The sequence below is a fragment of the Luteimonas wenzhouensis genome (assembly GCF_007859305.1).
Lineage (GTDB): Bacteria > Pseudomonadota > Gammaproteobacteria > Xanthomonadales > Xanthomonadaceae > Luteimonas > Luteimonas wenzhouensis.
This window is the reverse complement of the sequence record NZ_VOHE01000002.1, coordinates 58093-72455: the sequence shown is the minus strand read 5'-3', so window position 1 is coordinate 72455 and position 14363 is coordinate 58093. Positions and strand designations below refer to the sequence as shown.

At 72.8% G+C, this 14363-nt stretch carries 13 protein-coding genes; 12 read left to right on the top strand and 1 reads right to left on the bottom strand.

Translation table 11 applies throughout. The features are described from left to right. The first annotated feature begins 122 nt into the window (after window positions 1-122). From prmB to FQY79_RS03715, 7 genes are all read left to right on the top strand, one after another. Window positions 123-1109 carry a 50S ribosomal protein L3 N(5)-glutamine methyltransferase gene (prmB, locus tag FQY79_RS03745; RefSeq protein ID WP_425463176.1) on the top strand — a complete coding sequence of 329 codons (987 nt, stop codon included), beginning with the start codon at window positions 123-125 and terminating at the stop codon, window positions 1107-1109. 16 nt (window positions 1110-1125) lie between these two features. Next, complete coding sequence (gene aroC, locus FQY79_RS03740) at window positions 1126-2220, top strand: chorismate synthase (protein ID WP_146310964.1); 1095 nt, start codon at window positions 1126-1128, stop codon at window positions 2218-2220. Then, window positions 2213-3217 carry a 2-hydroxyacid dehydrogenase gene (locus FQY79_RS03735; protein ID WP_146310962.1) on the top strand — a complete coding sequence of 335 codons (1005 nt, stop codon included), beginning with the start codon at window positions 2213-2215 and terminating at the stop codon, window positions 3215-3217. The genes aroC and FQY79_RS03735 overlap by 8 nt, the downstream gene beginning before the upstream one ends. A 126-nt stretch (window positions 3218-3343) precedes the next feature. Beyond that, a complete protein-coding gene (locus tag FQY79_RS03730; protein ID WP_146310960.1) occupies window positions 3344-4372 on the top strand; it encodes an aspartate-semialdehyde dehydrogenase in 1029 nt (342 codons plus the stop codon). Between the two features lie 139 nt (window positions 4373-4511). Then, window positions 4512-6380, top strand: coding sequence for a type IV pilus assembly protein FimV (locus tag FQY79_RS03725; protein WP_146310958.1), 1869 nt, complete (start codon window positions 4512-4514; stop codon window positions 6378-6380). A 5-nt stretch (window positions 6381-6385) separates the two neighbouring features. Next, window positions 6386-7198, top strand: a complete 813-nt coding sequence (gene truA / locus FQY79_RS03720) for a tRNA pseudouridine(38-40) synthase TruA (RefSeq protein ID WP_146310956.1) — start codon at window positions 6386-6388, stop codon at window positions 7196-7198. Between the two features lie 65 nt (window positions 7199-7263). Beyond that, a complete protein-coding gene (locus tag FQY79_RS03715; RefSeq protein ID WP_146310954.1) occupies window positions 7264-7920 on the top strand; it encodes a phosphoribosylanthranilate isomerase in 657 nt (218 codons plus the stop codon). An 8-nt stretch (window positions 7921-7928) separates the two neighbouring features. On the opposite strand, the gene FQY79_RS03710 is transcribed toward FQY79_RS03715, so the two are convergent. Next, window positions 7929-8822 (bottom strand): LysR family transcriptional regulator, encoded by an 894-nt coding sequence (locus tag FQY79_RS03710; protein ID WP_146310952.1) that lies wholly within the window; start codon window positions 8820-8822, stop codon window positions 7929-7931. Window positions 8823-8917: 95 nt separating this feature from the next. Here FQY79_RS03710 and trpB point away from each other — a divergent pair, with 95 nt between their 5' ends. From trpB to FQY79_RS03685, 5 genes are all read left to right on the top strand, one after another. Continuing rightward, window positions 8918-10135, top strand: coding sequence for a tryptophan synthase subunit beta (trpB, locus tag FQY79_RS03705; RefSeq protein ID WP_146310950.1), 1218 nt, complete (start codon window positions 8918-8920; stop codon window positions 10133-10135). Window positions 10136-10206: 71 nt separating this feature from the next. After that, window positions 10207-10977 (top strand): tryptophan synthase subunit alpha, encoded by a 771-nt coding sequence (gene trpA / locus FQY79_RS03700; RefSeq protein WP_246123023.1) that lies wholly within the window; start codon window positions 10207-10209, stop codon window positions 10975-10977. 86 nt (window positions 10978-11063) lie between these two features. Beyond that, window positions 11064-11945: an acetyl-CoA carboxylase, carboxyltransferase subunit beta gene (accD, locus tag FQY79_RS03695; protein ID WP_146310948.1), complete on the top strand. Its 882-nt coding sequence runs from the start codon at window positions 11064-11066 to the stop codon at window positions 11943-11945. Then, the gene (glmM, locus tag FQY79_RS03690; protein WP_146310946.1) at window positions 11942-13303 is read left to right on the top strand and encodes a phosphoglucosamine mutase; all 1362 of its coding nucleotides are present in this window, start codon (window positions 11942-11944) and stop codon (window positions 13301-13303) included. Before accD ends, glmM begins: the two co-directional genes overlap by 4 nt. A gap of 77 nt (window positions 13304-13380) precedes the next feature. Next, a complete protein-coding gene (locus FQY79_RS03685) occupies window positions 13381-14319 on the top strand; it encodes an isopenicillin N synthase family dioxygenase (RefSeq protein WP_146310944.1) in 939 nt (312 codons plus the stop codon). Window positions 14320-14363 lie beyond the last annotated feature (44 nt).

Sequence of the window (14363 nt, the reverse complement as noted above, 5' to 3'; positions counted from 1 at the left end):
ACTTTCCGGTCCGCCAGGGCCCGCGCACGGCGATGCGACCGTCCGGCGGGCAGCCGCCGTCCGAGCGTGCCGCCGCCTGCGGGCGCACGAGGGCGGATTGCCGACCCACCGCCCCGCCGCCCATGTTCCGGACCCGCGCCATGACCGATGAGCTGCACACGATCATCGACCTGATCCGCTACGGCGCCAGCCGCTTCCAGGCCGCCGGCCTCACCTTCGGCCATGGCTACGACAACGCCCTGGACGAGGCCACCCAGCTCACCCTGCACGCGCTGCATCTGCCGCACGACCTGTCGCCGGTGTACGGCCAGGCGCGGGTGACGCTGGCCGAGAAGGAGGACGTGCTGGCGCTGTTCCTGCGTCGCATCGAAGAGCGCGTGCCGGCCGCGTACCTGACCGGCGAGGCCTGGTTCGCCGGCCTGAGCTTCAAGGCCGACCGCCGCGCCCTGGTCCCGCGTTCGCCGATCGCCGAGCTGATCCTGTCCGGCTTCGAACCCTGGCTGGGCGGGCGCGACGTGCGCCGCGCGCTGGACCTGTGTACCGGCTCGGGCTGCATCGCGATCGCGATGGCCCACTACAACCCCGACTGGCACGTGGACGGCGCCGACATCAGTGAGGAGGCGCTGTCGCTGGCGCGCGAGAACGAGGCCCGGCTGCTGGTGCGCAACACCCGCTTCCTCCGCTCCGACCTGTTCTCGGACCTGCAGGGCGAGCACTACGACCTGATCGTCAGCAACCCGCCCTACGTCACCAACGACGAGACCGACGCGCTGCCGCAGGAGTATTCGTACGAGCCCGAGCTCGGCCTGCGCGCCGGCGACGACGGGCTCGACCTGGTCCTGCGCATGCTGCGCGACGCGCCGCTGCACCTTACCGATGACGGCCTGCTGGTGTGCGAGGTGGGCGAGGCCGAACGCGCGCTGACCGCGCTGCTGCCCGAACTGCCGCTGGCCTGGGTGGAGTTCAAGGTCGGGCAGATGGGCGTGTTCGTGGTCGAGCGCCACGACCTGGTCGCGCACCACGCGCGGATCCGCGAACTGGCGGACGCGCGCGGGACTGGGGCATCATCGGCCGCCGCGACGCCGCCGGCGACCGGCGGCCTGTTCTGAACCGGAAGGGGACGAGTTGAACACCTTTGGCCATCTGTTCCGCGTGACCACCTTCGGCGAGTCGCACGGGCCGGCGATCGGCTGCGTGATCGACGGCTGCCCGCCGGGGATCGCGCTCGCCCCCGAGGACTTCGTCCACGACCTGGCGCGGCGCGCCACCGGCAAGACCCGCCACACCTCGGCGCGGCGCGAGGCCGACCAGGTCGAGATCCTCAGCGGCGTGTACGAGGGCGTCACCACCGGTACCCCGATCGCGCTGCTGGTGCGCAACACCGACCAGCGTAGCAAGGACTACAACGCCATCGCCCGCCAGTTCCGCCCGGGCCATGCCGACTACGCCTACTGGCAGAAGTACGGCATCCGCGACCCGCGCGGCGGCGGCCGCAGCTCGGCGCGCGAGACCACGATGCGGGTGGCCGCGGCGGTGGTCGCGAAGAAGTGGTTGGCCCGGCGCGGCGTGACCGTGCGCGGTTGCCTGGTCCAGATCGGCGACGTGGTGCCGCGTTCGCACGACTGGAACGCGGTCGAAGGCAACCCGTTCTTCTGGCCCTGCGCCGAACAGGTGCCCGAGCTCGAGGCCTACATGGACGCGCTGCGCAAGTCCGGCGACTCGGTGGGCGCGAAGGTGGTGGCCGTGGCCGACGGCGTGCCGCCGGGCTGGGGCGAACCGGTGTACGGCAAGCTCGACGGTGAACTGGCCGCGGCGATGATGTCGATCAACGCGGTCAAGGGCGTGGAGATCGGCGACGGCTTCGCCAGCGTGGCCCAGAAGGGCACCGAGCACCGCGACGTGATGACCCCGGACGGATTCGCGTCCAACCACGCCGGCGGCGTGCTGGGCGGCATCTCGACCGGGCAGCAGGTGGTGGTCTCGGTCGCGTTCAAACCGACCTCCAGCCTGCGCCTGCCGGTGGAGGGCGTGGACGTGGACGGCCACGTGGTCGACATCATCACCACCGGCCGCCACGATCCCTGCGTCGGCATCCGCGCCACGCCGATCTGCGAGGCGATGCTGGCGCTGGTGCTCATGGACCAGGCGCTTCGCCACCGCGCCCAGTGTGGCGACGTGGGCGAGGTGGCGCCCCGCATCCCCGCGGCCAGGGATGGCTGAGCCGCGGCCCAGGGTCTGGGTATCGCAGCCGCTGTTCGACGACATCGTCGGGCGGCTGGGGGAGTACTTCGACGTGGATGCGACCGCGGAGGTCACTGCGTGGACGCCGGTGCAGGTCGCGGAGAAGCTGCGCGGCGTCGCGGGCGCGGTGGTGACCCTCAACGAGCGCATCGGCCCGGCCGAGATCGCGCAGGCGCACGGACTGCGCGCGGTGGCCAACGTCGGCGTGGGCTACGACAACCTCGACGTGGAGGCGCTGCACGCGCGCGGCATCGTCGCCACCAACACCCCCGACGTGCTGACCGAGACCACGGCCGACCTCGGCTTCGCCCTGCTGCTGGCGGCGGCACGGCGGATCACCGAGGGCGAGCGCTGGCTGCGCGAGGGCCGGTGGCGGCAGTGGTCGTTCGACACCCTGCTGGGCCACGACGTGCACGGCGCCACGCTCGGCATCCTCGGCATGGGCAGGATCGGCCAGGCCATCGCCCGGCGCGGCGCGCATGGCTTCGGCATGCGCGTGCTCTACCACAACCGCAGCCGCCTGCCGGCTGGTATCGAAAGCAACTGTCGTGCGGCCTACGTCGACTTCGATACACTGCTGCGCGAATCGGACCACCTCGTGCTGGTCCTGCCGTATTCGCCGCAGACCCGCCACGTGATCGACGCCGCTGCCCTCGCGAAGATGAAGCCGACCGCGACGCTGACCAACGTCGCGCGCGGCGGCCTGGTCGACGAGGACGCGCTGGCCGACGCGCTTGCCGGAGGCCGCCTGGCCGCGGCGGCGCTGGACGTGTTCGAGGGCGAGCCCCGGGTCAACCCGCGGCTGCTGGCGCTGCGCAACATCGTGCTGAGCCCGCACGTGGGCAGCGCCAGCCACGCCACCCGCCGGGCGATGGCGGCGCTGGCCGTGGACAACCTCGTCGCCGCCCTCGGCCACGGCCCGCGTGCCGGTGATCCGCCGACCCCGATCGCCGCCAAAGCGACCGCCAAACGATAGGGGAGCCCCAGGCCCGGCCGTGTCCGCGCGGGCTCCCCCGAACCCTGCCGCGATGGCGCGCGCCCGAGGTGCGCGCCGCGCTCCCATGCCCATGCCCCATCCTTCGACCTTTCACGCGGACCTTCCATGAACACCCCACAGACCCGTCGTTTCAACGTTGCTGTCGTCGGCGCCACCGGTGCCGTCGGCGAGGTGATGCTGTCGATCCTGGCCGAGCGCAACTTCCCCGTGGGCACGCTGGTGCCCCTGGCCTCCGAGCGTTCGGCGGGCAATACCGTCGAGTTCCGCGACCAGGAGCTCGTGGTCCAGGACCTCGCCAGCTTCGATCCGAGCGGCATCGACATCGCCCTGTTCTCGGCCGGTGGCGAGACCTCGAAACAGTACGCGCCGAAGTTCGCCGCCGCCGGCGCGGTGGTGATCGACAACTCCTCGGCCTTCCGCTACGACGACGACGTCCCGCTGGTGGTGAGCGAGGTCAATCCCGAGCAGGTCAGGAACCGTCCGCGAGGCATCGTCGCCAACCCCAACTGCTCGACCATGCAGCTGCTGGTGGCGCTGGCGCCGCTGCACCGCAGGTACGGCATCGAGCGGGTGAACGTGGCCACCTACCAGTCGGTGTCCGGGGCCGGCCGCAGCGCGATGGAGGAGCTGGGCAAGCAGACCGCGCAGCTGCTGGGCTTCAACGCGATCAACCCGGAGAAGTTCCCGGTGCAGATCGCATTCAACCTGATCCCGCACATCGACAGTTTCCTGGACAACGGCTTTACCAAGGAGGAGATGAAGCTGGTCTGGGAGACCCGCAAGATCCTCGGCGACGACTCGATCCAGGTGAACCCGACCGCGGTGCGCGTGCCGGTCTTCTACGGCCACTCCGAGGCGGTGGCGATCGAGACCCGCGAGAAGGTCACCGCGCAGGCGGCGCGCGAACTGCTGGCGGCCTCGCCCGGCGTGGAGGTGGTGGACGACCGCAAGCCCGGCGGCTATCCGACCCCGGTCACCCATGCCTCGGGCAAGGACGCGGTGTACGTGGGCCGCATCCGCGAGGACATCTCGCACCCGCGCGGCCTGAACCTGTGGATCGTCTCGGACAACATCCGCAAGGGCGCCGCGCTCAATGCGGTGCAGCTGGCCGAGCTCGTCGCCGCCGAAGGCTGAGACATGCCGTGCCTGCATGCGCGGGCGGGTGCGCATGCGAAGGGTATCGTGGCCCGACGCAACGCGCGGGCCACGTCCGCGCCGCCGCGGGCGCGCGAAAGATTGCGGAGGCGGCGCCGGGGCGGCTAGAGTCGCGGCCATGCCTGCGTCGCAGCACACGTCCAATGCCCCGCGCCGCCACCTGGCGGCGCTGTTCGCCGGCTTGCTGCTGTCCGTGCTCGCCTGGCCGGCGTTCGCCCTGGGCCTGGGCCAGGTCGAGGTGCGTTCGCGTGCCGGCGAGCCGTTGCTGGCGGAGATCCCGATCATCTCCAGCGACCCGTCCGAGCTCGAGCACCTGCAGGCGCGGCTGGCTTCGCCGGATACCTTCCGCCGCATCGGCCTTGATCCGCCCTCGGGCCTGGTGTCGGACCTGCGCTTCACCATCGCGCTCGATGCGCGCGGTCGCCCGGTGGTGCGCATCACCACCGAGCAGCCGGTGCAGCAGCCGGTGCTCAACTTCCTGGTCGAGGTGGAGTGGGGCCAGGGCCGGCTGGTGCGCGAGTATTCGGCGCTCGTCGATGCCCCCGACACGGTGGCCGCGCCGGCCCAGCCGCCGATCCAGGCGCCGCAACCGGCACCGTCGAACCTGATTGAACGCCCTGCGGTGGCGGCCGGTCCCGCGCCGGCGGCCGACGCGGCCGGGACCGACGACGCGGCGCAGGAAGCCGCCGGGGTCGCGGCGGAAGAACCCGTAGCGGCGCCGGAGCCCGCGCCGGTCCAGCCCGCGCCTGCGGCGCCGCGGGCGCCCGCCGCCCGCCCGGTTGCCGCCCCGGGCGGCGAATACGGACCGGTCCAGCGCGGCCAGACCCTGAGCGAGATCGCCGCCTCGCTGGCGGCCGGCAGTGGCCACAGTCTCAACCAGGTGATGCTGGCCTTGCTGCGTTCCAATCCCGAGGCCTTCATCGGCGGCAACATCAACCTGCTCCGGCAGGGCGCGGTGTTGCGCATCCCGCCGGGCGAGGCCTGGTCGGAGACCAGTGTGGCCGAGGCCAACGCGATCGTGCGCGAGCACGTGGCGCGCTGGCGCGAGATGCGCCGCCCGGTGCCGCAGCCCGAGGCGGTCGCAGGCGATCCGGCCGGTACCGCCGGCGCGGACGCAGCGCCGACGCGGTCGGGCGGTGCTTCACCCGCGGCACCGGGCGCGGCCGACGCCAGGCTGGAGATCGTGCCCGCGATGGCCGACGGCGCCAGCGGCACAGGCACACAGACCGGCACCGCCGCCGGCGGCGAGGGCGACATGCTGCAGCAACAGGAACTGGTCCAGACCCGCGAAACGCTGGCCGCGCGCGAGGCCGAACTGGAGGAACTCAAGTCGCGGCTGGCCGAACTGGAGCAGTTGCAGCAGCAGCAGGCCCAGCTGATCGAGATGAAGGACAGCGAGCTGGCCGCCGCGCAGCAGCGCCTGGCCGAGCACAATGCCGCCGGCGCCGATGGCGGCGGGCTGCCGTGGCTGTGGATCGGCCTGGCGCTGGTGGCCGCGGCCCTGCTGGCGGCCTGGCTGCTGGCGCGGCGTCCGTCCAGGCCCAGCGGCCGCGGGTCCGTGCCGGGCTTCGCCTCGGCGGCCGGGAGAGGCCGTCCGGGCGCGCCCGCCGCACAGCGCACGCCTGCCCCGGTGCCGGTGCCCGACGCCGCGCCCGTCCCGGCGGAGCCCGTGCCGGCGGAGCCCGGGCTGGCGGATGCGCCGGCGCCCCTGCGCAGCGCGGCCACCTGGACCGCGGCGCCGCCGGCCGCGACCGGGGCCTCGCCCACCTGGCACGCGGGCGGGGACGTGCGGGTGGAGCCGCGTTCGGGGGCCGAGCTGCCGCCGCTCGACGCCGGGCCGGCCGGGCGGGACAGGATCGAGCTGGCGCGCGCCTATCTCGACCTCGGCGACACCGACACCGCGCGCAGCCTGTTGCAGGAAGTGGCCGACTTCGGCGACCCGGGCCCGCGCGACGAGGCGCTGCAGCTGCTGCGCGAACTGGCCTGAGCGGTGTGCAACGCTACGCGATAGGCGTCGAGTACGACGGCAGCGGGTTCCGCGGCTGGCAGCGGCTGAGCAGGCCCGGCCAGCCCGATTCGGACACGGTGCAGGGCGCGCTCGAGGCGGCGCTGTCCTCGGTGGCCGACGCGCCGGTGTCCACGGTCTGCGCGGGACGCACGGATGCCGGCGTCCACGCCCGGTGCCAGGTGGTGCATTTCGACAGCGACGCGGTGCGCGACCCGCGCGCCTGGACCCTGGGCACGACCACCCGCCTGCCGCCTTCGGTGAGCGTGCTCTGGTGCCGGCCGGTGGACCAGGACTTCAGCGCGCGCTTCTCGGCAGTGGCCCGGCGCTACCGCTACCGGATCCTCAATCGCCAGGTGCGCCCGGCGCTGGAGCGGCAATGGCTGGCGTGGGTGTGGTCGCCGCTGGATGCCGCCGCCATGCACCGCGCGGCCCAGGCGCTGGTGGGCGAGCACGACTTCGGCGCCTTCCGCTCCGCCGAGTGCGAGGCCACGCATGCGAGGCGGGAGCTGCAGCGCATTTCGGTGGTGCGCGAGGGCGACCTGGTCACCATCGACGTGCAGGCCAACGCATTCCTGCACCACATGGTGCGCAACATCGTCGGCTCGCTGCTTGAGGTGGGGCGGGGCACGCGCCCGGACAGCTGGATCGCCGAGGTCCTGGCCGGCCGCGACCGGACCCGGGCCGGGCCGACCGCGCCGGCGGGCGGTCTGGTGTTCCTGGGACCGTGCTACCCGCGCCGCTGGCCGCTGCCCGAAGAGGTGCTGGTGGACGACGCGGACGCCCGGCCCGGCGCGTAGCCCGTCCACTGCAAGGACGCCGGCGACGCGTTAGGCTCTAGCACCACCCCTGTCCCGGCGTTCCCATGGCATTCCAACCGTTCCGCACCCGCATCAAGTTCTGCGGCATGACCCGGCCGGGCGACGTGCGCCTGGCGGGGGAGCTGGGGGTGGATGCGGTGGGCTTCGTGTTCGCGGTGCGCAGCCGGCGGCGGGTCGAGCCCGGGCAGGCGGTCGCGATGCGCGAGGCGCTGGCGCCGATGGTCGATGCCGTGGCGCTGTTCATGGACAACCCGGCCGACGAGGTGCGCCAGGTGGTCGCGGCCGTGCGCCCGTCGCTGCTCCAGTTCCACGGGGACGAGGACGAGGGTTTCTGCCGCAGCTTCGGCCTGCCCTACCTCAAGGCGGTGCCGATGGGCGCGGACGAGCCGCCCGATCCGCTGGCCCTGCACGCGCGCTTCCCCAGCGCGGCGGGCTTCCTGCTGGATGCGCACGCGCCGGGCGAGCCCGGCGGCGGTGGCCGCGCCTTCGACTGGTCGAAGGTCCCCCGCGGCCTGACCAAACCGATCCTGGTGGCCGGTGGACTGACGCCGGAGAACGTCCACGACGCGGTCGTGGCCACGCGCCCGTGGGGTGTGGACGTGGCCAGCGGGGTGGAGCTCGAGGGCGGCTCCCCGGGGATCAAGGACGGCACGCGCATGCGCCGGTTCGTGGAAGAGGTGCGTCGCGCCGACTGCGGCTGAGGGCGCGGTCAGTCCGTCGCGGCCAGCTGCGCGCGCAGCCAGTCGGCCAGGCGCTCGAGTTCGGGGTCGTCGCCGGCGCGCGTGCACAGGCACCACTGCGCGCCGGTGTCGACGAAGCCCCAGGGCGCCAGCAGCCGGCCCGCCGCCACCTCGGCCGCCACCAGCGGCTGTGGCGCGATCGCCACGCCCAGTCCGGCGAGCGCGGCTTCGAGCAGGTAGTACAGGTGCTCGAACCCGGTGCCCAGGCGCAGCGCGACCGGATCCAGGCCCTGGCGCCGGGCCCACCCGGGCCAGGCCTGGGGCCGCGAGGCGGTATGCAGCAGGTCCTCCTGCAGCAGCGCGGAGGGCGGCCGTCCGGCCAGGCGCGCGGCGGCGGGGTGGCGGGGATCGACGACCGGGCCGACGCGTTCCGGGGCCAGCACGTGCACCCGCCACTGCGGCGGCCACGGCGGCGCGCCGATCAGCAGCGCCGCGTCGAGCCCGGGCAGGGCGGGGGCGAAGTCCCCTTCGTGCGGCGACAGGTGCAGCTGCAGGCCGGGCAGCTCGGCGCGCAGCCGCTCCAGCCGCGGGATCATCCAGCGCGCGAGCAGGCTTCCCGGGCAGCCGATGACGCGGGTACCGGACTCGCCGGCGCGTCGCAGCGCGCGCACCGTGGCCTGGATCCCGGCGAACGCACTGCCGGCCGCCTCGGCCAGGCGCCGCCCGGCGGCGGTCAGGCGCAGGCGCCGCCCGTCGCGGTGGAACAGCGCCACGCCCAGCTCTTCTTCCAGCAGCCGCACCTGGCGGCTGACCGCGCCATGGGTGACGTGGAGCTCGTCGGCCGCCCGCGACAGGTTGCCCCGGCGGGCCGCCGCCTCGAAGGCGCGCAGGGCGTTGAGCGACGGCAGTCCGGGGTCGGCCATATGTGATTCCAGATCACAATTGATGTCAGATAATATCGATTTTAAGGGGGGTCGATGTGCGATAAGCTGGCAATAACCGCAGCCCCGGACGTTCCATGAGCACCCCCGCCCCGCAGGACTTCCACGCCTGGCCCGATGCCGCCGGCCATTTCGGCCGCCACGGCGGCCGCTTCGTGGCCGAGACCCTGATGGGGCCGCTGGAGGAACTGGCCGCCGCCTACGACGCCGCGCGCGCCGATCGGGAGTTCATCGCCGCGTTCGAGAAGGACCTCAAGCGCTACGTCGGCCGGCCCAGCCCGATCTACCACGCGCAGCGGCTGAGCCGGGAAGTGGGCGGCGCGCAGATCCTGCTCAAGCGCGAGGACCTCAACCACACCGGCGCGCACAAGATCAACAACACCATCGGCCAGGCGCTGCTGGCAGCGCGCATGGGCAAGAAGCGGATCATCGCCGAGACCGGCGCCGGCCAGCACGGCGTGGCCAGCGCCACGGTGGCCACGCGCCTGGGCCTGGAATGCGTGGTCTACATGGGCGCCACCGACATCGAGCGGCAGAAGATCAACGTCTACCGCATGACCCTGCTCGGGGCGAAGGTGGTCCCGGTCACCAGCGGTTCGGCCACGCTCAAGGACGCGCTCAACGAGGCGATGCGCGACTGGGTGACCAACGTCCACGACACCTTCTACATCATCGGCACCGTGGCCGGCCCCGACCCGTACCCGCGCATGGTGCGCGACTTCAACGCCGTGGTCGGGCGCGAGGCCCGGGCGCAGATGCTGGCCGAGTATGGCCGGCTGCCGGACGCGATCACCGCCTGCGTGGGCGGCGGCAGCAATGCCATCGGCCTGTTCCATGCCTTCCTCAACGACGCCTCGGTGCGCATCGTCGGCGCGGAAGCCGCCGGCGACGGCATCGACAGCGGCCGCCATGCCGCCTCGCTGTCGGCCGGGCGGGTGGGGGTGCTGCACGGCAACCGCACCTACGTGATCTGCGACGACGACGGCCAGATCATCGAGACCCATTCGATTTCCGCGGGCCTCGACTACCCTGGCGTGGGCCCGGAGCACGCCTTCCTCAAGGACACCGGCCGCGCCGAATACGTGGGCGTGAGCGACCACGAGGCGCTGGATGCATTCCACCGCCTGACCCGCACGGAGGGCATCCTGCCCGCGCTCGAATCCAGCCACGCGGTGGCACAGGCTATCAAGCTCGCGCGCGAACTGCCCAGCGACGCCCTGGTGCTGTGCAACCTGTCCGGGCGCGGTGACAAGGACGTGCACACCATCGCGGCGCGCGAGGGGATCGTGCTGTGACCGCCGGCGCCATCCCCCCTGCCACCAGCGCGGGCCCGGCGACGGGCCGGCTCGAGCGCACTTTCGCCGCGCTGGCGTCCGCCGGGCGCAAGGCGCTGATCCCGTTCATTACCGCCGGCGACCCGTCGCTCGAGGCCACGGTGCCGGTGATGCATGCGCTGGTCGGGGCCGGCGCCGACGTCATCGAGCTGGGGGTGCCGTTCTCCGACCCGATGGCCGACGGCCCCACCATCCAGCGCAGCTCCGAGCGCGCCCTGGCGCGCGGGGCCGGGATGGCCTGGGTGCTGGAGGCGGTGCGCAGGTTCCGCGACCGCGACGGCGACACGCCGGTGGTGCTGATGGGCTATCTCAACCCGGTCGAGATCCGCGGCGCGGCGGGCTTCGCCCGCCAGGCGGCGGACGCCGGGGTGGACGGCATGCTGCTGGTCGACCTGCCGCCGGAGGAGGCGCCGGAGTTCCGCGAGGCCTTCGCCGCGCACGGCGTGGCCCTGGTCCTGCTGGCCTCGCCGACCACCCCCGACGCGCGCCTGGCGCTGCTCCTGGCCAACGCCCGCGGCTACCTCTACTACGTCAGCTTCGCCGGGGTGACCGGTGCGTCGGAGCGGCTCGACCCGGCCGCCGCCGCCACGCACATGCGCCGGATCCGGGCCGACAGCCCGGTTCCGGTGGTCGCCGGGTTCGGCATCCGCGACGCCGCCAGCGCCGCGGCCATGGCCCGCGACGCCGACGGCGTGGTGGTCGGCAGCGCCCTGGTGGCGGCGATGGCCCAGGCGCCCGATGCCGCCGAGGCGGCGCGCCGTGCGGCGGCATTCCTGGCGCCGCTGCGTGCCGCGCTGGACTGAGCCCGCAGCCGCGCGCAGCGCCCGGCGTCCCGTGCGCTAAACTGCGCCGCTTTGGCGGCCCTTGCCGCGATGGGAGCCGACCTGGCATGAGCTGGCTGAAGAAACTGGTGCCACCGCGCATCCGCACCGACAGCGCCGCGACCCGCAAGCGCAGCGTGCCCGAGGGGCTGTGGGAGAAGTGCGAGCGCTGCGGCGCGGTCCTGTACGGACCGGAACTGGAAGAGAACCTCGAGGTCTGCCCGAAGTGCGCGTTCCACCGCCCGATCCGGGCGCGGGCCAGGCTCGCGGCCTTCCTGGATCCGGACGGGCTGCGCGAGATCGGCGGCGAGCTGGCCCCGACCGACGTGCTCCGGTTCCGCGACCAGAAGAAGTACTCCGACCGCATCCGCGCCGCGCAGAAGGCCACCGGCGAACGCGACGCGCTGGTGGTGATGGAAGGCAGCCTGAAGCGGATGCCGATGGTGGCGGCCGCGTTCGACTTCGCCTTCATGGGCGGGTCGATGGGCTCGGTGGTCGGCGAGCGCTTCGCCCGCGGCGCCGAACGCGCGCTGGAGCTGGGTGCCGGCTACGTGTGCTTCTCGGCCAGCGGCGGCGCGCGGATGCAGGAGAGCCTGTTCTCGCTGCTGCAGATGGCCAAGACTTCGGCCGCGCTGGGCAAGCTGCGCGCGGCCGGGCTGCCCTACATCTCGGTGATGACCCATCCCACCACCGGCGGCGTCTCGGCCTCGTTCGCGATGCTGGGCGACGTCAACATCGCCGAGCCTGATGCCCTGATCGGCTTCGCCGGCCCGCGCGTGATCGAACAGACCGTGCGCGAGACCCTGCCCGAGGGCTTCCAGCGCTCGGAGTTCCTGCTCGAGCACGGGGCGATCGACCAGATCTGCGACCGCCGCCAGCTGCGCGACCGCATCGCCACCCTGATGGCGATGATGCTGCGCCAGCCGATGCCCAGGGACGAGGCCGCATGAGCAGGCGCTGGTTCGGAACCGACGGCATCCGCGGCCGGGTGGGCGAGGGCCCGATCTCGGCCGACTTCGTGCTGCGCCTGGGCAATGCCTACGGCCACACCCTACGCGAGGCCGCCGAGGCGCGCGGCGACCGCCGCAAGCCGCTGGTGGTGATCGGCAAGGACACGCGCATCTCCAACTACATGTTCGAAGCCGCGCTCGAGGCGGGACTGGTCGCGGCCGGCGTGCACGTGCAGCTGATGGGCCCGATGCCGACCCCGGCGGTGGCGCACATGACCCGCTCGATGCGCGCCGACGGCGGCATCGTGATCTCGGCCTCGCACAACCCGCACTACGACAACGGCATCAAGTTCTTCTCCGCCGAGGGCGAGAAGCTCGACGACGCCACCGAGCTCGCGATCGAGGCGGCGCTGGACCGGCCGTTCACCACCGTGGCGTCCGAACGCCTGGGCAAGGCGGTGCGCACCCGCGACGCGGTCGGGCGCTACGTCGAGGCATGCAAGAACTCGGTGCCGCGCAGCTTCAACCTCACCGGCATGCGGATCGTGGTCGACTGCGCCCATGGCGCCACCTACCAGATCGCCCCGCTGGTGCTGCGCGAACTCGACGCCCAGGTCGACACCATCGGGGTGGAGCCCAACGGCACCAACATCAACGCCGGCGTCGGTTCGATGCACCCGGAAGGCCTGTGCGAACACGTCCGCGCCACCGGCGCCGACTGCGGCATCGCCTTCGACGGCGACGGCGACCGGCTGCTGTTCGTCGACAGCGACGGCGTGGTCCGCGATGGCGACGACCTGCTCTACGTGCTGGCCACCGACTGGAAGGAGACCGGCCGCCTGCGCGGGCCGGTGGTGGGCACGCTGATGAGCAACTACGGCCTGGAACTGGCGCTCGGCCAGGCCGGGATCGGGTTCCTGCGCACCCGGGTCGGCGACCGCTACGTGCACCAGGCCCTGCTCGAGCATGGCGGCATCCTCGGCGGCGAGGCGTCCGGCCACCTGCTGTGCCTGGACCGGGCCACCACCGGCGACGGCATCATCAGCGCGCTGCAGGTGCTCGAAGTGCTGCGCCGGCGCCGCACCACGCTGCAGCAGGCGCTGGCCGGCGTGCGCAAGCTGCCGCAGAGGACGGTGAACGTGCGCTATGCCAACGGCGCGCGGCCGGCCGAGTCGGCGGCCGTGCTGGAAGCGCTGGCGCGGGCCGAGGCGGCGGTGGACGGGCACGGGCGCGCCTTCCTGCGCCCGTCGGGCACCGAGCCGGTGGTGCGGGTGACGGTGGAAGCCGACGACGAGGCGCTGATGCAGTCGACCCTCGACCAGCTGGCCGCCGCGGTGAGGGCCGCCGCCGAAGCCTGAGCGGGCACGTTTTCACGGCGTCCGGCGCGGCGCCGTGGCCCAATTGGCATGCGCGCCGGCAGTTGCAGGACACCACCATGAGTTCCAGGATCCCGACCCTCGACATCCGCCGCTACGACAGCGACCGCGACGCCTTCGTGGCCGAGCTGGGCGCCGCCTACCGCGAGTGGGGTTTCGCGGGCATCAGCCACCACGGCATCCCCCAGTCGCTGATCGACGACGCCTACGAGGCGTTCCGGCGCTTCTTCGCGCTGCCCGAGGAGGTCAAGCACCGCTACCACATCCCCGGCCAGGGCGGCGCCCGCGGCTACACGCCGTTCGGCGTGGAGACGGCGAAGGGCTCGAAGCACTACGACCTCAAGGAGTTCTACCACATCGGCCGCGAGCTGCCGCGCGACTCGAAGTACCGCGACGTGATGCCGCCGAACGTGTGGCCGGCCGAGGTGCCGGAGTTCCGCGAGCACGGCCTGGCGCTGTACAACGCGCTCGACGCGCTCGGCTCGCGGGTGCTGTCGGCGCTGGCGCTGCACATCGGCCTGCCGGCGGACTACTTCGCCGACAAGACCGACTTCGGCAACTCGATCCTGCGCCCGATCCACTATCCGCCGATCACCGCCGACGACATCCCCAACGTGCGCGCCGGCGCGCACGGCGACATCAACTTCATCACCCTGCTGGTGGGCGCCTCCACCGCGGGCCTGGAGGTGCAGTCGCACAAGGGCGAGTGGGTGCCGTTCACCTCAGAGGGCGACACCATCGTGGTCAACATCGGCGACATGCTCGAGCGCCTGACCAACCACGTGTATCCGTCGACGATCCACCGGGTGGTGAATCCGCCGGGCGAGGAAGCGCGCAAGCCGCGCTACTCGGTGCCGTTCTTCCTGCACCCGAACCCGGACTTCCTGATCGACGTGCTGCCCTCGTGCATCACACCGGACAACCCGAGCCGGTATCCCGAGCCGATCACCGCGCACGCGTTCCTCGAGCAGCGGCTGCGCGAGATCAAGCTGAAATAGGCACGGAGCGTTGCGTCGCATGGCGTGCGGGCTGGCATGATGCC

Coding starts and splice junctions, on each gene's coding strand:
- FQY79_RS03735 (WP_146310962.1), top strand. CDS start 2,213: ATGGCTGAGCCGCGGCCCAGGGTCTGGGTATCGCAGCCGCTGTTCGAC.
- glmM (WP_146310946.1), top strand. CDS start 11,942: ATGAGCAGGCGCTGGTTCGGAACCGACGGCATCCGCGGCCGGGTGGGC.
- accD (WP_146310948.1), top strand. CDS start 11,064: ATGAGCTGGCTGAAGAAACTGGTGCCACCGCGCATCCGCACCGACAGC.
- FQY79_RS03715 (WP_146310954.1), top strand. CDS start 7,264: ATGGCATTCCAACCGTTCCGCACCCGCATCAAGTTCTGCGGCATGACC.
- prmB (WP_425463176.1), top strand. CDS start 123: ATGTTCCGGACCCGCGCCATGACCGATGAGCTGCACACGATCATCGAC.
- FQY79_RS03710 (WP_146310952.1), bottom strand. CDS start 8,822: ATGGCCGACCCCGGACTGCCGTCGCTCAACGCCCTGCGCGCCTTCGAG.
- FQY79_RS03730 (WP_146310960.1), top strand. CDS start 3,344: ATGAACACCCCACAGACCCGTCGTTTCAACGTTGCTGTCGTCGGCGCC.
- FQY79_RS03685 (WP_146310944.1), top strand. CDS start 13,381: ATGAGTTCCAGGATCCCGACCCTCGACATCCGCCGCTACGACAGCGAC.
- FQY79_RS03725 (WP_146310958.1), top strand. CDS start 4,512: ATGCCTGCGTCGCAGCACACGTCCAATGCCCCGCGCCGCCACCTGGCG.
- trpB (WP_146310950.1), top strand. CDS start 8,918: ATGAGCACCCCCGCCCCGCAGGACTTCCACGCCTGGCCCGATGCCGCC.